The organism is Leptolyngbya sp. 7M, assembly GCF_018128485.1.
This window is the reverse complement of the sequence record NZ_CP070897.1, coordinates 438,846-460,318: the sequence shown is the minus strand read 5'-3', so window position 1 is coordinate 460,318 and position 21,473 is coordinate 438,846. Positions and strand designations below refer to the sequence as shown.

Sequence of the window (21,473 nt, the reverse complement as noted above, 5' to 3'; positions counted from 1 at the left end):
CAGATCAGGTGGATCGGTCAACTATATCTTACTGTCTATTTTTCTGGGATTCGAGGAATTTCTTGGACTTCACCGGGTCGTTCATTATATCTCCGAAATTTACTAGCGGCTCTGCAGAGGGATCTGACGTAAGGAAGGTCAAGCGGTCGCCTTGGCGGATGAAATGTTTCCCATTCCATTTGTACCAAGTACGCGTAAAATGTGTCGGGCAGCAAAGCTGAACCTCGTCGCCGGTGATCTTTCCGGTCTCAATCTCGCCGAGCATATATCGATCTTGGCCAAAAAGTTCCAGCAATAGCATCCCGCTGTCCGGGCGAATATCCTTTAATCCGCCGTCCGAGCGGTCGCCGGTGCGAAAATGCCATAATAGGTTCGGCGCATCGTTCTTCCACTCAAAAACGTAAACCACCTGAGGGATAGCGCTGCCGCCAGTTTCTATTTTCAGTATAACGACCGCCTCGTCCTCCCCGTCTCCGGTCGCATCAAAATATTTCGTTGCAACGTGTGAAAGCCCAATGCGGCGTTCGGCCTTTCGGCGCGCCTTTTCCTCATCGCCGATGTCCTCACCCAGATGTTCAGAGACTGGAGCCAGCTTTCCATTCTCAAGCTTCGCGTCGCTGCCATCGGGATTTTGCCAACCGCGCGGCAATGGATAGGAATAATTAAGGAAATCGAACGACGCGAGCGGCGATGTGGAATTGCGATAGCGCCCGTCCGCTATCTCTGCCTGAAGATCAGGGAGCTGAGGAGAAGGTTCGGGTTCCGGGTTCCTAGGCAGGGCCGGCATCTGGGGGGAATCCTCGATCGTTTTTGCTGAATTGACCTCGTGTCCGGATTCGGTCGCACACGAGGCCACGGACAGCAGAGACATTCCGGCAATAACCAAGACTGCGAGAATGTATCCGGAAGATCTCATTTCAATTCGCTTATATGCCGTGCCGTCTGCTCCGAGGCGATCATCTAGGCTCGCGTCAGGCTGCGATATTTTATGCGATGCGGCTGATCAGCATCATGTCCAAGCCGGCGTTTGCGGTCGGCCTCGTATTCGCTGTAATTACCGTCAAAATACTCGACGTGTGAATCGCCTTCAAAAGCCAATATGTGCGTAGCGATACGATCAAGAAACCATCGGTCATGTGATATTACGACCGCACAGCCGGCAAAGTTTTCGAGCGCCTCTTCGAGCGCGCGCATCGTGTTGACATCAAGATCATTGGTGGGCTCGTCAAGGAGAATAACGTTCGCACCAGATTTTAACATCTTTGCAAGATGAACGCGATTTCGCTCGCCGCCCGAAAGCTGTCCGACGCGCTTTTGCTGATCGCTGCCCGAAAAATTGAACCGCGATACATATGCACGCGAATTCATCTCGCGTTTACCAAGTTGGATGACATCAAGCCCGTCGGATATCTCCTCCCATATGCTCTTATTCGCATCCAGCGAATCGCGAGATTGGTCCACATACCCGAGTTTCACTGTCGGCCCTACCTTGAAAACACCGCTGTCGGCATCTTCCTGACCTGTTATGAGCCGGAAGAGCGTTGTTTTCCCCGCGCCGTTCGGACCGATCACGCCAACAATGCCGCCGGGTGGAAGAGAAAAATTGAGATCTTCAAAAAGCAGCCTGTCGCCGTATGCCTTGCTGACGCCTTGCGCCTCTATGACAAGATCGCCAAGCCGTTCACCAGGCGGTATGAATATCTCAAGGTCCTCGCTGCGTTTTTCACTTTCGGTCGCTACTAGCCTTTCGTAATCATTGATGCGTGCCTTTGATTTTGCATGGCGGCCTTTCGGCGACATTCGTATCCATTCGAGTTCTCTTTCAAGGGTCTTCTGCCTTTTATCCTCGGTCTTTTGTTCCTGGGCAAGCCGCTGCTGTTTTTGTTCTAGCCAGCTCGAATAATTTCCCTTCCACGGAATTCCCTCACCGCGATCGAGTTCCAATATCCAGCCGGCCACGTTGTCCAGAAAATAGCGGTCGTGCGTTACGGCGATGATGGTACCTTCATAACGCTGCAAATGCTGCTCAAGCCAGGCGACGGTCTCTGCGTCAAGATGATTCGTGGGCTCATCAAGCAATAAGATGTCGGGCTTTTGCAAAAGCAATCGGCAGAGCGCGACACGCCGTTTCTCGCCGCCTGAAAGATTCTTGATCGGTGTATCCGGCGGCGGACATCGGAGAGCATCCATCGCCATCTCAAGTCGTGAATCCAAGTCCCAAGCATCCGCCGCATCCAGTTTTTCCTGAACTTCGCCCTGGCGTTCGATGAGCTTTGCCATCTCATCGTCGTCCATAGGTTCGGCAAATCGTGCATTGATCTCCTCGAATTCTTTTAGAAGATCAACGGTTGACTGAACCGCTTCCTCGACGGTTTCCTTTACCGTCTTCTTGTCGTCCAGCTTTGGCTCCTGTTCCAAATAACCGACCGAATATCCCGGTGAAAAAACGACCTCGCCGTTAAAGTCCTTGTCGATCCCTGCGATGATCCGCAACAGGCTCGATTTTCCCGCGCCATTCAATCCCAGAACGCCGATCTTTGCTCCATAAAAGAAAGAAAGATAAATATCCTTCAAGACCGGTTTCTTGTCGTAAAACTTTGATACTTTGACCATCGAAAAGATGATCTTGTTCGGTTCGTTATTGCTCATTTTCTAGCTAGACCGTTCGGAAAAGCCCAGTACCACACAAAGCAGATCCAAGCGGCTGATCACAAAACTTCTGCACGTGGCTTTAATATCCTAATACTAAACTCTTTGCCTTCCCGAGTGAATTTACCACCCAATCATCCCAATCTTTCAGGGCTCTTTCTACTTGAACCGCATGGCGTTCGCGTTTGCTTCGGTGTTTCTTTCTTAATTCGAGCGGCAGCGGTTCGAGCAGGCCGAACGTTATGTTCACCGGCTGAAAATTCTTTGTTTCCACATTTGATACATAACGGCAAAGAGCTCCAATGGCAGAGGTTTGCGGTGCGGCAAGCAGCGGCTCACTGCGGAGAGCCCGCACTGCATTTATACCCGCGAGCCATCCGGTCGCGACCGATTCAACGTAGCCCTCGACGCCTGTTATCTGCCCGGCAAAAAAGAGCATCGAGTCCTTTCGAGTCGAGAGCGTTTCATTCAGTATTTGCGGACTGTTGATAAATGTATTGCGATGTATCTGGCCGAACTGAAGAAACTCTGCATTCTGCAAACCCGGTATCAGCCGAAGCACGCGCTCCTGTTCTCCGTAGCGGAGATGGTTCTGAAATCCGACCATTCCATAAGCGTCCGCCATCAGGTTTTCCTGCCGAAGCTGGACGCACGCATATGGCTCTTCTCCTGTCCGAGGATCAGGCAAGCCCTTTGGTTTCATCGGCCCGAAACGAAGCGTATCGACACCGCGACGTGCTATCTCTTCTATCGGCAGGCAGCTCTCAAACCAATGAGTTTCCTCAAACCGCTTTAGCGGGACGCTTTTTGCCTCGACAAGCGCATTGAAGAATATCTCGTACTCATCACGATTCATTGGGCAGTTGATGTAATCGTCGCCGCCTTTGCCATACCGAGCCGCCTTGAAGGCGATGGTCATATCGATGGAATCTGCGGCAATGATCGGGGCGATCGCGTCATAGAAATAAAGCTGATCGTCGCCGGTAAATCTCATTATGTCCGCGGTAAGAGCATCACTGGTGAGGGGACCTGTGGCAATTATGGTCGGAACACGGACACTTTCGCCTGTATCAGGCAACGAAGCTACTTCCTCACGCACCACTTTGATATTCGGATGAGCCTCGATGCGTTCAGTAATGTATTCGGCGAACTTTATTCTATCGACCGAAAGTGCGGCACCGGCGGGCACGCGGGTTGCTGCCGCGGCCTCCATTACAAGCGAACCCCCGCGGCGGAGCTCCTCTTTTAAAAGGTAAGGAGCCGTTCCTGGTTCGTCGGTTTTTAGTGAATTTGAACAGACGATCTCCGCAAGCTTGTCCGTCCGGTGCGCTGGCGTCTGCCGTTGTGGGCGCATCTCATAAAGCCGCACACTTGCTCCACACTCTGCCGCCTGCCAAGCCGCCTCTACGCCCGCAAGCCCTCCGCCAACTACGTTGATCGATCCGACCATAGATATAGTGGCATTTTCTCATTTTATGACCCTATCCGCGAGACCTGCCCCAGCTTTCGATCGCATTTACCGAGAACTCGATCACTTCAGGCGCCAGCTGCTGTATAGTTCATATCTCATTCCACAAGACTCTACGGCGAAAAAAATCCTTGACAGCGCTTGCGTCCGTAAGCCATTATTTTCTCATAGGTTCGCATAGCGAGCCTTTTCTTTGCCGCAGGGTCTTCCCGCAGTCCGTCCGGCTGCATTCCCGCCGGAAACTAATAGAAAGAGCTCTATTCATTTCATAACTCTTGCCCGCAGGCACTCTGTTCAATGGAAACGCGATCAACTCCTGAACTGGTCGGCAATCCGATCGATCCGCCGTTCGCCTCAAAGGTCGTTCCCGATTCAGTACCTATTCCCTCTCGTAATCTTCACGTAAGCGAGACCGTCTCTGATAGCGCCTCGCATTCCTTTGGGGAGATCGTGTTCAACGCAATTCGCGACGCGATCCTGGTGATCCGCGCTGATGCCACCATCGAACGCGTGAATCCTGCAACATCAAAACAAACCGGATATCTGGAAGAAGAATTGATCGGAAAACCGATCAGCCTTATCTCAAAGAACCGAAAATTCTTCGCAAAGATATTCGAGCGAACTTTGAAGCGAAATCTGACGGCAGAACGACTTGAAACCTGGTGCATCCGAAAGGACGGCAGCCGGTTTTCGGTATCGCTCTCGGCGGCGAAGTTCCTTGATCCGAAAGATGGTATAGAAAAGATCGTTTGCGTTGCCCGCGATATTTCGGACCGCAAACGCCTCGAGGCCGAATCGCGCGCCATCGCGCGGATAATTCACGGTGTGACATCGACCGCGAATCTCGAAGAATTTCTTGCTCTCGTTCATGATTCCATCAAAACTATCGTTTACGCGGAAAATTTTTTCGTCGCTCTGGTAGACCCTGCAACCGAAATGCTGACAATGAAGTTCTGGGTAGATCAATTTGATCCGATGCCGCCACCATTCAAGGTCGGCCGCGGTCTTTCCGCCTATGTGTTCCGGCAGGGTCGATCGATGCTTATCACTGATGCAGACGCACAACGCCTAATCGAGGCCGACGAGATCGAATCGGTCGGTACCGATTCGCCGATCTGGCTCGGAGTTCCGCTAAAAACACCGCAGGGCACGATCGGCGTCCTCGTGGTCCAGGATTACGAGAATTCGGACACGTATAATGAACGCGATGTTGACCTTTTGAGCTCCGTAGCCGACCAGATCGCCATCGCAATCGAACGCAAAAAGAGCGAAGAAGCCATTCGCCAAAGCAACGAGAGATTCGAGCTTGTTACCCGAGCGACGAGCGATGCGGTATGGGACCTTGACCTTCAAACCAATAAGATCTGGTGGAATGAAGGGTTCGAAAAGATGTTCGGATACAGGAAGAATGAGATCGGCGACACGCTGGATGATTGGGCAAGATGCCTGCACCCCGAAGATGCCGAGCGTGTTTCCTACAGCATGAAGCGCGTCATCGAAAGCGATACACCGAAATGGGCCGAAGAATATCGCTTCCGCCGAAGCGATGGGACTTATGCCTATGTCATCGACCGAGGTTATCTTGTGCGTGATGATAACGGACGCTCCGTCCGAATGCTCGGCTCGATGATGGACGTTACCGAAAGGAAACTTCTCGAAGAACAATTGACACACCAGGCACTTCACGATCCGCTTACAAAGATCGCTAACCGTGCTCTATTCCGCGATCGTGTCGATCATGCTCTGGCACGTGCGGGCCGTACACAGGCATCGATCTCCGTCCTTTTCCTCGACCTTGATAATTTCAAATCGGTTAATGACTCTCTCGGCCACGCCATCGGGGATAAGCTGCTTGTGGCGGCCGCTGAAAGATTGCAGGATTGTCTGCGAACGTCAGATACGGCCGCACGCTTCGGCGGTGATGAGTTCTCCGTTCTAATAGAAGCTGTACATAGGCCGGACGAGGCGGTGCTGGTTGCTGAACGCATCCTTGAGGTTTTTAAACAGCCCTTCTTTGTTGATGGAAAGGAGATGCACATCTCGACAAGCATCGGGATCGCCTCAAATTCACCTGAGGTAACCTCATCTGAAGCACTACTCCGCAACGCAGACCTTGCGATGTATCTTGCAAAGAGTGGAGGGAAAGGCGGCTACGTGATCTTTGAACCAAAGATGCACGAAGCGCTTGTAGAACGTGTCGAGCTTGAGGCAGATCTCCGTCGCGGCATTGAAGAAAAAGAATTCATAATCCACTATCAGCCAATAATCGAGCTAGGATCGGGCGATCTTATCGGCATGGAAGCACTTGTTCGTTGGCAGCATCCTTCGCTTGGCCTCGTTCCGCCAATGAAGTTCATCCCGCTTGCCGAAGAGACCGGTCTGATAGTCCCGCTTGGCGAATGGATCGCACCGATCTGTGCTGGCGTGTTCGGCATCGCACGTACGACCTTTGCAGTGCCGAGAGATTCTGCAAGCTGTTCGATGCGAGCCCCGGCAATGATCGAGATCACAAGGTCATTCGGATGCAGGACGCCGGCAAGATCATTGAGCACTTTCCCGAGCCGTTGAGGCTTGACGCAAAGGACGACGGCAGAATTTTCCCGTCCGGCAACCGCTCGCGCCGCCTCGGCATTGCTCCCGTAAACCTCGATACCGTATTTTTCTTTCAGCTCTTCGCGTCGATTCTCGCGCGGATGGCTGGCAGCGATCCCCCTCGCCTCCACAACACCTTCACGAAGCAGTCCCGCAGCCATTGATTCGCCCATTACGCCGCAGCCGATAAAGGCCAGGCTAAGATCATACATTTTGTTGCTCATACATTTCTGATTCTTCTGATATATCCCGCAAGAAGATTATCTTATCTGCATTTGTCCACAATATGTGAGCATTAAGGTATTGTCTATAATTTGAATGGTTATGGTAACGATCAGACATGCCAATGAAAGCGATCGAGAGGCAGTTTGGCAGATCATCAAGGCGGTGATCGCCGGTGGCGACACTTACGTCTTCGATCCGGCTACACCGAAAGACGAAATGATGGCGTACTGGTTCTCACCCGAGAAATACGTTTACGTCGCTGAAACTGAGGGAATGGTCCTCGGCTCTTTCTGGCTCAAGCCTAATCAGTCTGGACTTGGCGACCATGTCTGTAATGCCGCTTATATGGTCTCGCCCGAGGCACACGGCAAAGGTGTTGGGCGGCAGATGGGCGAGTTCTCGCTCGAAGAGGCACGGCGGCTCGGCTTCTCAGCTATGCAGTTCAATTTTGTCGTTTCGACAAATACTGCTGCTGTTCGTCTTTGGCAAAGTCTTGGAATGGAGATCATTGGTGCCATTCCGGATGCCTTCCGTCACAAGACTCTGGGCCTGACAGATGCTTTCATTATGTATCGTAAGCTATAATTACCGCTTTACGATGAACATCGACGAACAGATCGAGTTTCTAAAAAAGGGCACTGTTGACCTCATACGCGAGGATGACCTCCGACACAAATTGGAGCGGTCCGTAAAGACCGGAAAACCGCTTCGTGTAAAGCTCGGGCTTGATCCGACAGCTCCGGACATCCACCTCGGCCATACGGTCGTCATTCGGAAGCTGAAAGCTTTTCAGGACCTTGGCCACACGGTCATTTTTCTTATTGGCGATTTCACGGGGATGATCGGTGACCCTTCGGGAAAGAACGTTACGCGGCCGCCGCTGTCGCGTGATGAGGTAAACGCAAACGCCGAAACGTACAAACAGCAGATGTTCAAACTGCTCGATCCTGAAAAGACCGAGCTGCGTTTCAACGGCGAATGGATGGACAGATTCACTGCCGCTGACTTTGTAAAACTTTGTGCCAAAACGACCGTCAAACAGATACTCGAACGCGACGATTTTACAAAGCGTATGCAGGAGGAAAAGCCCATCTCGCTGCACGAACTGCTGTATCCGCTGACGCAGGGCTATGACAGCGTCGCGCTTGAGTCCGACGTGGAGCTCGGCGGTACGGATCAAAAATTCAATCTGCTGATGGGCCGCAACCTGCAGCGTGAATTCGGGCAGGAGCCGCAGGTAATTATGACCACGCCGCTGCTCGAAGGCCTGGACGGCGTGCAGAAGATGTCGAAATCGCTGAACAATTATATCGGCATCGAAGAGCCGCCGGGCGAGATGTTCGGTAAGGTGATGTCCATCTCCGACGATCTGATGTGGCGATACTACGAGCTGCTGACAGACCTGACAACAACTGAAATTTCGAGTTTGAGATCCGAAGTTGAGAATGGGGAGAACCCTAGAAACCTCAAAGTAAAATTGGCAAAGCTCATCATCACCGATTTTCACTCGGCTGCCGATGCCGATGCCGCCGAGGAAGATTTCCATCGGCGTTTTGTCAAGAAAGAGATCCCCGTTGATGTTGAAATAAAGAGAATGGAGCCTGGCACTTACAGGCTCGCCGAGATGCTTGTTGAAACGGGGCTTGCAACCTCAAAGGGCGAGGCACGCCGGCTTATCGAACAAGGCGGCGTTCGTATAAACGGTGAGAAGGCATCTAATTCAAGCGCTGAGATATCGGTCAATCACATAGAGATACTTATCCAGGTAGGCAAAAGAAAGATCCTTAAGATAATTGGACTTGATTGAGCAACAAGATATAATTCGAGTCCCAAAAGATGTTAGGCACACGAAGAGCAAAACGGGAAAAACTTACCGAACGGATCACCACCGTATTGGCGGCCGAGCGCCCTCTGCGCGAATTTGCCGGGAATGTCTCAAGGATCGCTAAATATGCGATCGATGAAGCCAACACTCTTTCCCTGGAACGTGTAGAGATAAAACTTTTCCGTTTACCGAAGAAGCTCGATGGTTTCCGCATCATTCATCTATCGGATATCCATCACAGCCCGCTAACCGGCCTGGAACACATCGGGCGTGCGGTAAAGATCGCCAACAGATTAAAGCCGGATATGTTCGTGTTAACCGGCGATTATGTTTCTCACGAGCCTGAATATATCGAACCTGTGGCAGAAATGCTCGGGAAATTGTCCGCCGAGTTTGGTACATATGCCTGTCTTGGTAATCATGACCACTGGACGGATGGTAGTAATGTTACCTCAGCCTTGCGTGCGAATGGCATTAATGTGCTGATCAACGAAGGCTTTAGATTTACCGTCCGCGATGCATCGTTCTGGCTTGCCGGTGTTGATGACCATATGGTTGGGCGAACCGACCTCCCTGCTGCATTAAAAGGCTCCTATCCCGACGAGTTCAAACTCCTGCTCGCCCACAACCCTATAATTTTCCGCCAATGTGTACGCGCCGGTATCGACCTAACGCTTTCCGGTCATACACACGGCGGTCAGATACGTATAAGGGATTCACGAAACAGGATCATACGTCGCCGTCGGACAGCCGGTCTTCATCGAAGAAAGGATTCACAAATATACATTACACGCGGCATCGGGACTGTGATCTTGCCGGTACGATATCAGTGTCCACCAGAGATCTCTCTTCTAGAACTTCGTTCAGAATGAACACCATCCTTACTGTTCCAAACCTGCTGACGTTTCTTCGAATGGCTCTGATACCTGTATTTGCCAGTCTACTTTTTTATGGCAATAGCATCTGGGCACTATTAGTTTTTGTGATCGCCGGAGTATCTGACGGAATAGATGGGTATCTTGCAAGACGTTTCAAACAGGAATCCGAACTCGGCACGATCATCGATCCGATAGCAGATAAATTATTGATGACTGTTGCGTTTGTCGTCCTGTCTCTGCCGCACGTATTTGAGCCTGTAAGGCATCTTCCCATCCCGTTCTGGGTCACAGCCGCGGTGATCGGACGTGATGTGTTGATCGTTACCGTTGCGGGAGCTATCCATATAATGACCGGATTTAAAGGGTTCCGGCCTTCATGGTTGGGGAAACTTTCAACCTTTGTTCAGGTGATAGCCGTTTCTCTTATATTGCTTGCCGCGGTTACGGGGACCTCCTTTTACCTTCCTACGGTTTATTTTCTTGTCGTCTTGCTGGCGGTGGCATCGGGCATTCATTACATTTTCCAGGTCGCGCGGTTAATGAAGGAAGAAGAATCGAATATGGATACCGATGCCGGACGCGAACCTTAGCCGTAGTTCCGACCCGTTGCGATCCTCGGCCTCATTAGAAATAATAACTGCAAAATCCGTTAATCCATCATCTTAGTCTTGGAGATCGCAGCAAAATAAACATCGCCAACACCTATCGAACCAGCCGCTCCGGCTGCGATGCCGCTTGCTTGCATAACGGGTTCAAGAACTCCGAAATTCTCGGGAACAAAACGCGCAAATTGAGCCTTGTCCTGAATGCTTGAGTGGCTTTTGACATCACTGATCTCCTGAGCCCCTGTGACGAGATGCCGTTTGCCAATAAGCTACCTTTCGCACTCTCCTTCTCGTTCGGTCCGAGTTTTTGGAATATGCCCTTCATACCGACATAGGCAAGCTCGCCAAGGGAGCCGGGACCGGTACGGGGCCTTTGCCATCCGTTATCTATCCTCCAACCAGGATTGACCAAACTCTTTGGCAAATTTCATCCAATCAAATCCGGCCTTAGGATTAAGCGCTGGAATTGTCGGTACCTTAGGCATTCGCGGGGGAGGCAGAGGCATATGTGTCTTTGCATTTCTGATCGTCTGGCTAAAGAAGAGTCTGAATCTAGACATAATGAGGTTCCTCCTTTGGGGTAATGTGACTACAAAATTTTTTGGGTAGCAACCTTTAAACCTTATCGTATGAAAAAACAATGTCATTGGTGAGCTCATCGATAACTGTAACTGGAGATCTAGCTGGCAAGATGGGATAGATCGCAATCATGTATCAATTTAGACTTGACAATACCACGCTCAACCTTTATATTATAACTATACTCAAGTGAGTTAAATCTTGGCTTTTGTCGAAAAGGGCACTTTTAGAATCGGAGATACATAAAGATGAGCAAGATCATAGGAATCGATCTGGGAACAACTAACTCGGTCGTCGCGGTAATGGAAGGCGGTGAACCGGTTGTTATAACAAACTCTGAAGGCGGTCGAACTACTCCTTCGGTTGTAGCATTTACAAAAGACGGTAATAGGCTGGTCGGTCAAGTCGCGAAAAGACAGGCGGTAACGAATCCTGAAAATACGCTTTATTCGATAAAGCGTTTTATGGGTCGTCGCTACGACGAGGTTACGGGCGAAATAGCTCAGGTCCCTTACAAGGTCGAAAAGGCATCGAACGGCGATGTACGCATAAATGCTGACGGAAAGCAATACAGTCCGCCGGAGATCGCGGCTATGGTGCTTCAGAAATTGAAGCAATCTGCCGAAGACTACCTCGGCGCGAAGGTCGAAAAGGCAGTAATTACCGTTCCTGCATATTTTAATGATGCACAACGTCAGGCCACTAAGGATGCCGGCAAAATAGCGGGACTTGAAGTGCTTCGCATCGTCAATGAACCAACAGCCGCTGCGTTGGCCTATGGCTTGGATAAGAAAAAGGATGAGACGATCGCGGTCTTCGACTTCGGCGGCGGAACTTTTGATATTTCGATACTTGAGGTAGGCGAAGGCGTTGTCGAGGTCAAATCGACTAACGGCGATACACACCTCGGCGGTGATGATGTCGATGAGGTTCTGATCAAATGGATCATCGATGAATTCAAGAAAGACCAAGGCATTGATCTGACAAGTGACAAGATGGCTCTTCAGCGGCTTAAAGAAGCTGCAGAAAAGGCAAAGGTCGAGCTTTCATCTGCGATGGAGACTGAGATCAACCTGCCATTCATCACAGCAGATGCATCCGGGCCAAAACATCTTGTAATGAAGCTGACCCGCTCGAAATTTGAGGCTCTTGCCGAGCCTATCCTCAAGCGTCTGATGCCGCCGGTCGAGCAGGCAATAAAGGACGCTGGTATTACTGCGAAAGATATCGACGAAGTAGTGTTGGTTGGTGGTTCGACCCGTATTCCGAAGGTTCAGGAAATGGTCAAGGAGTTCTTTGGCAAAGACCCAAACAAGTCAGTGAATCCAGATGAGGTCGTTGCGTTAGGTGCGGCCGTTCAGGCAGGTGTCCTCGGCGGCGAAAAGACCGATATCCTTTTGCTCGACGTTACACCGCTGACGCTTGGAATCGAAACACTCGGCGGCGTGATGACGACGATGATCCCGCGGAATACCACGATCCCGACACGAAAAAGCGAGATCTTTTCTACTGCGTCCGACAACCAGACCTCGGTCGAAGTACACGTCCTTCAGGGCGAGCGTCCGATGGCCGGAGATAACAAAACGCTCGGTAAGTTTCATCTTGTCGGCATTCCGCCGGCACCTCGAGGCGTACCGCAGGTAGAGGTAACGTTTGATATCGATGCAAATGGAATTGTTAACGTCTCTGCGAAAGACGTAGGAACAGGCCGCGAGCAGAAGATCACGATCACCGCCTCCAGCGGATTGTCGAAAGAAGAGATCGATAAGATGATGAAAGATGCCGAATCTCATTCGGCTGAGGACGAAAAGAAAAAGGCGGAGATAGAGGCTCGTAATCGGCTTGATGGACTTGTTTACAGCGTAGAAAAGAGCTTTTCTGAGAATAAAGACAAGCTTGACGCGGCCGCTTCAGGCGAAATTGAAGCAGCGATCGGCGACGCCAAGTCGGCACTTGCCGGATCTGACGTTGACGCAATGAACAACGCATTTGATAGGCTTCAGACCGCCTCGCATAAGCTTGCGGAGGTGATCTATAATCAGACCGCCTCTGCCGCAGGTGACGCGGGGCAGCAGGATCAAGCGGCCTCTGCTTCAGCAGGCTCAGATGGCGACGGTTCCTCGTCTTCGACCGACGACAATGTCATCGAGGCAGAATACGTTGACGTCGATGATGAAAAGAAAGAGTAGCAGCGAGCCGGTGTTTTCCCATCGGTAAAGCTGGGAGTTTGAGTTGGGGTGGTTGGTTTCGCAGTCACCCCATTTTTTGGATCGCGTGGCAAAGAAAGACTATTACCAGATACTAGGAGTTGCGAAAGACGCCAAAGCCGACGAGATAAAGAAGGCCTATCGCCGTTTAGCGCGCAAATATCATCCGGACGTTAATCCGAACGATAAGGTTGCTGAGGAACGTTTCAAAGAGGTTCAGGAGGCTTACGACGTTCTTTCGGACGAGAAGAAGCGTAAGGTCTTCGACCGTTTTGGTTACTACAATGATAACCTTGACGCTGATTCGCCTTTTGCCGCCGGTGCGCGTAGCGGAACATCGGCCCCTGGCTTTGATTTTTCAGGATTTCAGTGGGAATCCGGATCTTCAGGCGGCAGTTCCAGTTTTCGAGATATCTTCTCGGATCTTTTCGGTGGCGGCACCCGCGTGGAGGCGGAACCGCCACGGGCGATCCCGAAACGCGGCCGTGATATCGAGATACCGCTGGCACTCAGCTTTGAAGAAGCATTTTCCGGCCTCGTTACAAACATCACCGTGAACCGCTCCGAGCAGTGTTCACGTTGTCAGGGGGCTGGCGATACCGGCGGGCCAGTCGTCACCTGCACCACCTGTAAAGGAACCGGACAGGTACTAAAGACCGGCGGACGTCTTCAATTCTCGCAGGAGTGTCCTGATTGCAGCGGCACGGGCCGTCGGCGGACGCCGTGTTCGCTCTGCAGTGGTAAAGGAACGACACCAAAATCAGAACAAGTAAAGATAAAGATCCCTGCAGGGGTCGATACGGGTTCGCGCGTTCGTATTCCTAAAAAGGGCCACGGTGGCAGGCTAGGTGCGGAACCCGGCGACCTTTATATTCTGACAAACGTTGGGAAGCACCCTTTCCTTACCAGAAAGGGCGACAATGTTTACGTAACAGTACCAATAACGGTTCCGGAAGCGGCCCTTGGTACAAAGATCGAGGTGCCGACAGTAGAGGGCAAGGCACAATTGAAGATCCCGCCCGGGACCGAAAGCGGCCAGAAATTTCGGTTAAGAGAACGAGGGTTCCCGAGCCTTCGCAATCCGAAGCTCCGCGGCGACCAGTTCGTTGAGGTGAAGATCACATTGCCAAAAGTACTCTCGGAAGAGACCAAGGACGTTCTCCGTCAATTTGAAAAACTGAATTCGGAGAATCCTCGTAAGTCAATGGGGCTAGAATGAAAAAGCGTGCGCGTACATACACCATTAGTGCGGTTGCGGAGATGTTTGACATTCATCCGCAAACACTGCGTATGTACGAACGCGAAGGGTTGTTGAAGCCTTCCAGATCCGACGGCAATACTCGGCTTTATGAAGACAGGGACATCGAACGCCTTGAGGTGATCCTCTCGCTGACACGCGACTTGGGCGTTAATTTGGCCGGCGTTGAGATAATCTTGAATATGAGGGAAAAGATGGACGCGATGCAGCGTGAATTTGAGCGCTTCTTCGAATACCTCCGAACCCACGCCACCGAATTCAATCGTGCTGCCGGAGAGGATCGCCCGGTCGATGCTCTTGTCCCGGTCTCGCGCATACGCAGAACTGTTGGACCTGAAGAAAACAACGAAGCTGACATCCAAGGACGGGAAAACCAAGTATAGTAAGATATATTATCTTCCCGATCTCACAGCAGCCCACACAATCATATTTTATAGCTCTAAAGCTCTTAATACTAGACCCACTTCTCAATAAGTGTTATTTGTCGCTGATCTAACTCCTTAACAAATTTGTCCGATTCAATAACTGTTTCTTGCGGTGTTGCACCGCGTTCAAGCACGTCTCCGCGTGCCATCATCTGTGAAATTATCGAGGCCGGAAATGCAGTTGTGCGCATCATGGCTGAAAGGCCGGTGCTCTCATCGAAACTATCAATGATGTCATACCTGAGTCTTGTCGGCCGCGGGTCTTCGGACCTTTGTATTCCTTTGAACTCAAGCCGCACAAGCACGTGGTCAGGCCCGTCTGCAGGAAGATATTTCTGCAGCAGTTCGGCCAAGACCTTCCTGGGCGTGATCTTCTGAAAATCAACTATGATCTCCTCGCTTGAGCAAAGCCCCAGATCTATCATGGTCTTGAATTTCTCGCAGTGTCCTGCATATCGGATGGTCTTGTAGTCAAGTTCCTTTATCTTGCCAAGAAATGTGTCCGGAAGCGTCGATGTGCCCCCACTTGTTTGAAATGCCTCAAGCTGCGGAAATCCTTCAAATTGCAATGATTCAAGTTCTGTCATTGACGGAACTTCGGTAATCTTTCCGTTACGGATAACACGGGCAATCTCAACGTATTCATTGATCAGACCTTCGACCGAAAATACCAACTGATAATCCAAGGGCGGCTCGGGCTCTTGCGGCAAACCGCCCACACGAATGTGTATCTCATCGAGCTGTTCAAACTGCTTTGCGCCGTGCATTGCAAGGATCGAGACCATTCCCGGAGCAAGGCCGCAGTCCGGAATGATACTGATCCCTGCAGCCTTGGCTTCGGCATCGAGAGCCAACTGGGAATCCACAACATAATTATTCCCCCCAAGATCGCAAAAATTAGAGCCTGTCTCGATAGCGATCCGCGATAGCATCTCGTTATACCAATAATTCACACACGAAATAACGGAATCATGGCCACGCATCAGATCCCTTACCGAGGCATTATCCGAAGCGTCTATATGCCGGGATTCGATCTTAGTAGTGCCTACGGCAGACGCAACCGCATCGGCCTTGCTAATATCTTGATCAGCAACAGTAACGGAGTCCACATCCGGTGAGTTGTGTATGAGGTCAAAAGCAGCACCGTGGCCCATTCGCCCGGCTCCAAGAACTAGTATCTTCATCAAGTAGATTCTAACCGAAATACTGCCGCGGTCTAATTGGTCAAGAAAGAAGAGGACCCTAGAAGGACCATGTTTAGTAAGAAGCTGATCCTGGGCCGCATTTAGTTGAACAACTCAGGTCTAAATATCGTAGAATACCATCGAGGATGCCGAAAAAATTCGATACAAACCCCTTAGATCCGGAATTTCCGGACAAAGCAAAGGCTCAAACGGCCTCCGTCGGAGACTACACTTCGCCCAACAGCCCCTACAAAACTGCGGAATTCCCGACTTCTCCTTCGAGCGTTACAGAAGAGACCACTCGTCGTTTGGCCGAGGAACAGTTTGAGGCCTATCGATTTATGGGCGGCGCGGCACCGGTGGCATACCAGGCTGCCGGTTTGCCGGACGTTGGCGAAACGTCCGATCGAATCGTGGCAAAAACGGGAACACCGGAGCGATGGCTGATCGGGCTTCCGTATATCCCTTTCACCATTGGTCTTATTGCAGGGATTATTCTGTTATTGATAATGCCGAAGACGGAATCGCGGGTGCGTTTCCATGCGGCGCAGGGGCTTGCCGCACATGTCGGAGTTCTCATAGTGACCACGCTTCTTGGTATCATCGGAAAGGTAACTGATCTCGCCCAATTAGGTAACGGCATCTTCACGGTGGCTAGCACCGTCCTGCTTTTGATCTTTGCGATCAAGGCATGGCGAGGAAAACCGGTGCACATCGAATCAGTTGATGACCTTACGAATTGGCTCGAGGAGAAGATCGGGCCGATAAAGCAATAGGGCATTAGAAAATGTATTGTTCAGGCTGTGGGACACAGATCTTGGAAGGGCTGACTTATTGTAGCCGGTGCGGGCGCCGGATGCAGGAATTAGATCCGCATCGTCGGTCGCTAGCTTCAAACCTTACAATGTCCATCTCTTGGATCGGCGGGGGCGGCTTCTTCTTCTTTATGTTCATTGTCGGGATCTTTGCAAAGTACGGTTTGGCGATGAATCAGCTGATCCCCATTGCCTTCTTCTATTTTGCGGCTCTCTTCGGTATTTGCTATCTGGTGCTAAGACAAGCCGGGATAATGGCCGGGGCCGAGAAAAACCATCAGGGGAATCGACCCGAAGAGCAGATTGCCGCAAATTATCTTCGGCCGGTTTCGACCGCACAATTGAACGAACCCCGAGATGTGGGCATTGGCAGCGTTACCGAACACACCACACGCACGCTTGACCATGTTCCGGTCCGGGAAGATTAATTCTTCCTACCAAGAACGTCTTTCAACATCTTTGCATATTCAAGAATTGCATTCTCGCCATTACCGCTGTAAACAGAACCGTGCATTGTCGCTATGGTTTTTGGTTTCAGCTCAGCAATGCGCCTTAGCGTTTCGTCAGTATCAACAGAGTAGGGCAAGTATCCGGCAAGAGGGCCAGCCTGCATTTCGTTCAATGTCTCATATGTGCGATCGGTAACGCTGTTAAATGTTAGTGGCTCAACATCACCATTCTGGTGAAGAATATCCGAGCTAAAAAGCACACCGGCAGTGAGCTCATACAATAGCCCTGCCTCCCAGTTGTGAGGCACATGCGGCGTAGCCAGAAATCGGAACTTGTGGCTTCCCGTTGAGAATTCCTCACCGTCAACCATTCCCTTCGCAGGATTCGTTTGAGAATAATCATCTATACTGACCATTTTCCCGACCATGCTGCAGACCGCGGTTGCATGCGGTGCGACCGCTTGCCATTCATTCAGTGAACCGCACTCATCGGCCTCAAAATGGCTGAAACCGATCCAACGCAGCTTTGCCGGATCAATTAGTGAGCCGACGGCTTCGCGTACCATAGGGAACAATGCCCGCATTCCCGTATGAAAAAGAAGCGGCTCCTCGTCGCGGACAAGGAACTGGCTGAACCCAAGGTTGGCCTCGGAAATGAAGGTATTGATACGAAAGATGTCAGGGGCGATCTCTGTTATTGTTAGCATAATTGCATTCTCCGATCAGTCGGGATCCCGCATCATTGAACGCGTGCTTCTCCGATCTAACGTATCACGCCAACGATTCAACCTCGGCCCCCGTTCTTGCCTTATACTCTCCACGCAGTTTGAAAAACGCGGTAACCACCAAAAATATCGCTAGAACGATAAGTATCAATGAAGCGATGCCATTGACCATTTTTATATCAAGGCCCGTTGACGCCTGAAAATTCCCGACGACCAGAGAGGCAAGTGCCCACAACGTGATCGCCAGCACAAAGAGCATTGGCAATAGGGTGAACGCGATCCGCTTTCTTGCCTTGTAGAGCCACGCGGTTATTGAAAGTAGTGTCAAGGCTGCGAGCAGCTGATTAGATGCACCGAAAAGCGTCCAGAATTCGATCCACGAACCCGGTTTCGCGTAAAAGATTAGAAAAAATGGAATGGCAACGGTCGCAAGCGTTCCGACAAGGGCTCCGACCCAGCCGCCGACACCGATCAATTCCTGAACCAGATAGCGGCCGAGACGCATTCCGACATCAAGCGTGTCAAAAACAAACGTCGAAAACGCCATCGCTCCGAAAGTAATAGCGAACGGCAGGTTCTCCCGTCCGATGATCAGTGACAAAAACTCTCCGATGCCATTACCATAGATCTTTCCGGCCGCAAATGCCTTTCCGTCAGGGCCGAAGAGCATATCATTCCCGGCGATCATTACCACCACCAGGGCCATGAAGGCAACGAAACCTTCCGCGAGCATTGCTCCATAACCTATGGGACGTGCGTGCGATTCTTTATCAAGCTGTTTTGAGGTCGTGCCGGAACAGACGAGCCCGTGAAAGCCGGAACACGCTCCGCAGGCAATAGTTACAAACAGAAAAGGGAATAACATTCCTGTCATACCGCCAACATCCCACGACTTGAAGGCCGGCTGCTGTATCGTATAGCCGCCAAAAAATATGCCGATGATGCCCACAAAGATCGCCGAGTACAGAACAAATCCGCCAAGATAACCGCGAGGCTGGAGCAAGAGCCAAACAGGCACTATAGATGCTGCGATGCAGTATGTAAGAATGATCAAACCCCAAGATCGATGGCCAAAAGCAAATACAGTTGAGAACTTAGTGCCAAGATATGCAACTCCGAAAGTTGCCGGAACAAAAATCATCGTCGCCAACCACAACGGCGGCTTTAGATATCGCTCTACCAGCCCGAGAATTATGGAAAGCAATAGATATGCGATCGATGCGAAGGCAACTGCGCCGCCCGGATCGAATCCCGTTTCGCCTAAAAGAGCTTCATCCCCGCTGACAAATGTTCCCGCAGTAATATCGGTGAATGCGACTATAACATAGACCAGAGCAAGCCAGATGAATGCCATCATCGCTCGGCCGGCCCCACCGCCGAGGCGCTCGCGCGTTATTTCGGCAATTGAGCGTGCTCCGTGGCGAACGGAAGATGTAAGTGCCGAAAAATCGTGGACCGCGCCGATCAAAACAACGCCTATGGCGATCCACACAAGGCAGGGAAGCCACCCAAAAGCGATGCAGGCGATTATTGGCCCCGCGATCGGTCCGGCAGCCGCGATCGCCGAAAAATGCTGACCGAATAAATAAAAGGGAGATATCGGCACAAAGTCCTGTCCATCATTGACGATGTTGGCTGGCGTTGTCCGCTCGTCATCAAGCCTGAACTGTTTGGCGATCCAACGCCCATATCCGAAATATCCAAAAACGAGCCAAGCAAGGAAAACTATGGCGAGAAGGGTTAGCATAAGGTTAAATAGTCAAATCTTATTAGGCCTAGCGTCGATAAAATCTACACGAGCATCAGCTGATTGTTCAAGTTATCCAAATCTTGACTTTTATTTCCTGTTTAGTTATCTTTGCAAATAACAATTTGGCAAGGGGAGTAGATAACCCTCCGCGGTCCTTTTGGTCGTCAATACGAGCGAGATCGCTCCGGCCCAAAGGCGAAGATTCAAGACCTTGCGCGTTGACACGAAGAATGTCCGCGTGAGGTTTCTTCTTTGCGGACGTGATCTTACTGTTCTAGGAGGTTCACGTATGAGTCTTTTTCCGTTTGCCGAATATTGGTGGTTCTATCTTGGATTCACCGGTTTTGTTCTTTTAATGCTCGCGCTTGACCTTGGTGTGTTTCATCGGAAGGAACACGAGGTCTCTTTCAAGGAAGCAACTATATGGAGCGTGGTGTGGATCTCGCTTGCATTGGTCTTCAATTTCCTTCTCTATCGGTATACACTTTGGAAATTCCCTCTAGATGAGCGGCTGATGTCAATACCGGGATTTGTTCCGGACATTGCCGCGTGGAATGTATCTCTCGAGTTTCTTACCGGCTACATAGTAGAAAAATCATTATCGGTCGATAACATTTTTGTTTTCGTGGTGGTGTTCGCTTATTTTGCGATACCGGCTAAGTATCAGCATCGCGTCCTCTTCTATGGCATCATTGGAGCCCTTGTCTTCCGAGCGATATTCATCGGTATGGGTTCGTGGCTGATGCAGTTTCACTGGGTGATATACCTCTTCGGTGGATTCTTGATAATAACCGGTTTGAAGATGATGTTCGGTCCGGAAAAAGAGATCGAGCCGGCGAAGAACCCGGTGATCCGTCTTTTCACCCGATTTATGCCCGTTACAAAAGAACTGCACGGGAAAAAGTTCTTTGTCCGTGAGCACGGGCGGTGGGCAGCAACCCCTCTTTTTATCGCATTGCTCTTTCTTGAGATGACGGACATCATCTTTGCCGTAGATTCTGTTCCGGCGATCTTTGCGATCACCGCCGAGCCAATGATCGTCTTTACATCGAATATATTTGCAATACTAGGACTTCGGTCGATGTATTTTATGCTTGCCGGTGCCGTCAGTAAGTTCTATTTGCTCAAATACGGGCTTTCCGTGGTTTTGATCTTTGTGGGCCTTAAGATGGTATGGCTGAACGACGCATTCGGTGGTAAGTTCCCGATCACGTGGTCGCTTGGATTCATATTAACGACGATACTTATCTCGGTCATTGCGTCACTGCTTTTCCCAAAAAGTGAGAAGAAGCCGTCTGAGATCGAATTATCTGCGGGATAAGTGGGCAGCTCAGAAAGATGCCGGAGATGTGCTAAACTTTCGGCACATTATGAATACTGAGCGATCAGTACAAGAGGTCTATTCACCTAAAAGCATTTGTTTTGGCTGCGGGCCTGCGAACGAAAATGGCCTGCACATACGCAGTTTTGAGGAGGGGGATGAGCTGGTAGCTGAGTGGCTCGCCGAGCCGCATCACCAGGCTTTTCCTGGAGTGCTAAACGGGGGCATTATTGGAGCGCTGCTTGATTGTCATTCGAATTGGGCAGCAACAATGCATTTGATGAGGAAACGCGGCGAGAGTTCAGCACCATGCACTGTAACGGCTGAATTCCACGTAAAGCTTCTCCGCCCGACTCCGGTCGATGGGCCTATCACGTTGCGCGCTCGTGTGGTCGATTCAGGTGATGACCGGGCAACGGTTGAAGCCGAGCTCCTCGCCGGCGGAAAGGTTTGCGATACCTGTCGAGGAGTTTTCGTAGCTGTAAAAGAAGGTCATCCGGCATTTCACCGCTGGTGAC

The 21,473-nt window shown here is 50.8% G+C and carries 19 protein-coding genes and 1 pseudogene; 12 read left to right on the top strand and 8 right to left on the bottom strand.

Annotated features, from left to right (window positions below; genetic code table 11):
• Positions 1–28: 28 nt before the first annotated feature.
• The 3 genes from JVX88_RS02240 to trmFO all read right to left on the bottom strand — a co-directional run bounded on the left by JVX88_RS02240 (position 29) and on the right by trmFO (position 4,099).
• Positions 29–916: a hypothetical protein gene (locus JVX88_RS02240; protein WP_211625341.1), complete on the bottom strand. Its 888-nt coding sequence runs from the start codon at positions 914–916 to the stop codon at positions 29–31.
• A gap of 44 nt (positions 917–960) precedes the next feature.
• Positions 961–2,649 carry an energy-dependent translational throttle protein EttA gene (gene ettA / locus JVX88_RS02235; protein WP_211625339.1) on the bottom strand — a complete coding sequence of 563 codons (1,689 nt, stop codon included), beginning with the start codon at positions 2,647–2,649 and terminating at the stop codon, positions 961–963.
• 82 nt (positions 2,650–2,731) lie between these two features.
• Complete coding sequence (trmFO, locus tag JVX88_RS02230; protein WP_211625338.1) at positions 2,732–4,099, bottom strand: methylenetetrahydrofolate--tRNA-(uracil(54)-C(5))-methyltransferase (FADH(2)-oxidizing) TrmFO; 1,368 nt, start codon at positions 4,097–4,099, stop codon at positions 2,732–2,734.
• A 315-nt stretch (positions 4,100–4,414) separates the two neighbouring features.
• On the opposite strand from trmFO, the gene JVX88_RS02225 reads away from it, so the two are divergent.
• The gene (locus tag JVX88_RS02225; protein WP_211625336.1) at positions 4,415–6,685 is read left to right on the top strand and encodes a diguanylate cyclase domain-containing protein; all 2,271 of its coding nucleotides are present in this window, start codon (positions 4,415–4,417) and stop codon (positions 6,683–6,685) included.
• Here JVX88_RS02225 and JVX88_RS43835 read toward each other — a convergent pair.
• Positions 6,613–6,870, bottom strand: a pseudogene (locus JVX88_RS43835) (pyrroline-5-carboxylate reductase family protein); the annotation flags it as partial. The gene JVX88_RS02225 and the pseudogene JVX88_RS43835 sit on opposite strands and share 73 nt — an antisense overlap.
• A 163-nt stretch (positions 6,871–7,033) precedes the next feature.
• Between JVX88_RS43835 and JVX88_RS02215 the strand changes: the two are divergent.
• From JVX88_RS02215 to JVX88_RS02200, 4 genes are read left to right on the top strand one after another with little or no spacing between them, the layout of a single operon-like run.
• Positions 7,034–7,519 carry a GNAT family N-acetyltransferase gene (locus tag JVX88_RS02215; protein WP_211625334.1) on the top strand — a complete coding sequence of 162 codons (486 nt, stop codon included), beginning with the start codon at positions 7,034–7,036 and terminating at the stop codon, positions 7,517–7,519.
• A 13-nt stretch (positions 7,520–7,532) separates the two neighbouring features.
• Positions 7,533–8,741, top strand: coding sequence for a tyrosine--tRNA ligase (gene tyrS / locus JVX88_RS02210; protein ID WP_211625332.1), 1,209 nt, complete (start codon positions 7,533–7,535; stop codon positions 8,739–8,741).
• Between the two features lie 29 nt (positions 8,742–8,770).
• Entirely contained in the window at positions 8,771–9,631 is an 861-nt protein-coding gene (locus JVX88_RS02205; RefSeq protein WP_211625330.1) for a metallophosphoesterase, read from the top strand.
• The gene (locus JVX88_RS02200; RefSeq protein ID WP_211625328.1) at positions 9,628–10,227 is read left to right on the top strand and encodes a CDP-alcohol phosphatidyltransferase family protein; all 600 of its coding nucleotides are present in this window, start codon (positions 9,628–9,630) and stop codon (positions 10,225–10,227) included. Before JVX88_RS02205 ends, JVX88_RS02200 begins: the two co-directional genes overlap by 4 nt.
• Before the next feature lie 398 nt (positions 10,228–10,625).
• On the opposite strand, the gene JVX88_RS02195 is transcribed toward JVX88_RS02200, so the two are convergent.
• Complete coding sequence (locus JVX88_RS02195; RefSeq protein ID WP_211625326.1) at positions 10,626–10,802, bottom strand: hypothetical protein; 177 nt, start codon at positions 10,800–10,802, stop codon at positions 10,626–10,628.
• 267 nt (positions 10,803–11,069) lie between these two features.
• On the opposite strand from JVX88_RS02195, the gene dnaK reads away from it, so the two are divergent.
• The 3 genes from dnaK (at position 11,070) to JVX88_RS40380 (ending at position 14,669) form a co-directional block, all read left to right on the top strand.
• Positions 11,070–13,010, top strand: coding sequence for a molecular chaperone DnaK (dnaK, locus tag JVX88_RS02190; protein ID WP_211625325.1), 1,941 nt, complete (start codon positions 11,070–11,072; stop codon positions 13,008–13,010).
• A gap of 85 nt (positions 13,011–13,095) precedes the next feature.
• Positions 13,096–14,247, top strand: coding sequence for a molecular chaperone DnaJ (dnaJ, locus tag JVX88_RS02185; RefSeq protein WP_211625323.1), 1,152 nt, complete (start codon positions 13,096–13,098; stop codon positions 14,245–14,247).
• A complete protein-coding gene (locus tag JVX88_RS40380; protein ID WP_211625321.1) occupies positions 14,244–14,669 on the top strand; it encodes a heat shock protein transcriptional repressor HspR in 426 nt (141 codons plus the stop codon). The genes dnaJ and JVX88_RS40380 overlap by 4 nt, the downstream gene beginning before the upstream one ends.
• Positions 14,670–14,740: 71 nt before the next feature.
• Here the strand turns inward: JVX88_RS40380 and JVX88_RS02175 are convergent, their stop codons facing one another.
• The gene (locus JVX88_RS02175; protein WP_211625319.1) at positions 14,741–15,895 is read right to left on the bottom strand and encodes a saccharopine dehydrogenase family protein; all 1,155 of its coding nucleotides are present in this window, start codon (positions 15,893–15,895) and stop codon (positions 14,741–14,743) included.
• 146 nt (positions 15,896–16,041) lie between these two features.
• On the opposite strand from JVX88_RS02175, the gene JVX88_RS02170 reads away from it, so the two are divergent.
• Both JVX88_RS02170 and JVX88_RS02165 read left to right on the top strand, forming a co-directional pair.
• Entirely contained in the window at positions 16,042–16,671 is a 630-nt protein-coding gene (locus JVX88_RS02170; protein WP_211625318.1) for a hypothetical protein, read from the top strand.
• 80 nt (positions 16,672–16,751) lie between these two features.
• A complete protein-coding gene (locus JVX88_RS02165) occupies positions 16,752–17,138 on the top strand; it encodes a hypothetical protein (protein WP_211625317.1) in 387 nt (128 codons plus the stop codon).
• On the opposite strand, the gene JVX88_RS02160 is transcribed toward JVX88_RS02165, so the two are convergent.
• Complete coding sequence (locus JVX88_RS02160; RefSeq protein WP_211625316.1) at positions 17,135–17,866, bottom strand: MBL fold metallo-hydrolase; 732 nt, start codon at positions 17,864–17,866, stop codon at positions 17,135–17,137. The genes JVX88_RS02165 and JVX88_RS02160 overlap by 4 nt on opposite strands.
• Before the next feature lie 64 nt (positions 17,867–17,930).
• A complete protein-coding gene (locus tag JVX88_RS02155; protein ID WP_211625315.1) occupies positions 17,931–19,631 on the bottom strand; it encodes a carbon starvation protein A in 1,701 nt (566 codons plus the stop codon).
• Positions 19,632–19,923: 292 nt separating this feature from the next.
• On the opposite strand from JVX88_RS02155, the gene JVX88_RS02150 reads away from it, so the two are divergent.
• Complete coding sequence (locus JVX88_RS02150) at positions 19,924–20,955, top strand: TerC family protein (RefSeq protein WP_211625314.1); 1,032 nt, start codon at positions 19,924–19,926, stop codon at positions 20,953–20,955.
• Positions 20,956–21,004: 49 nt separating this feature from the next.
• Positions 21,005–21,472, top strand: coding sequence for a PaaI family thioesterase (locus tag JVX88_RS02145; RefSeq protein ID WP_211625312.1), 468 nt, complete (start codon positions 21,005–21,007; stop codon positions 21,470–21,472).
• Position 21,473 lies beyond the last annotated feature (1 nt).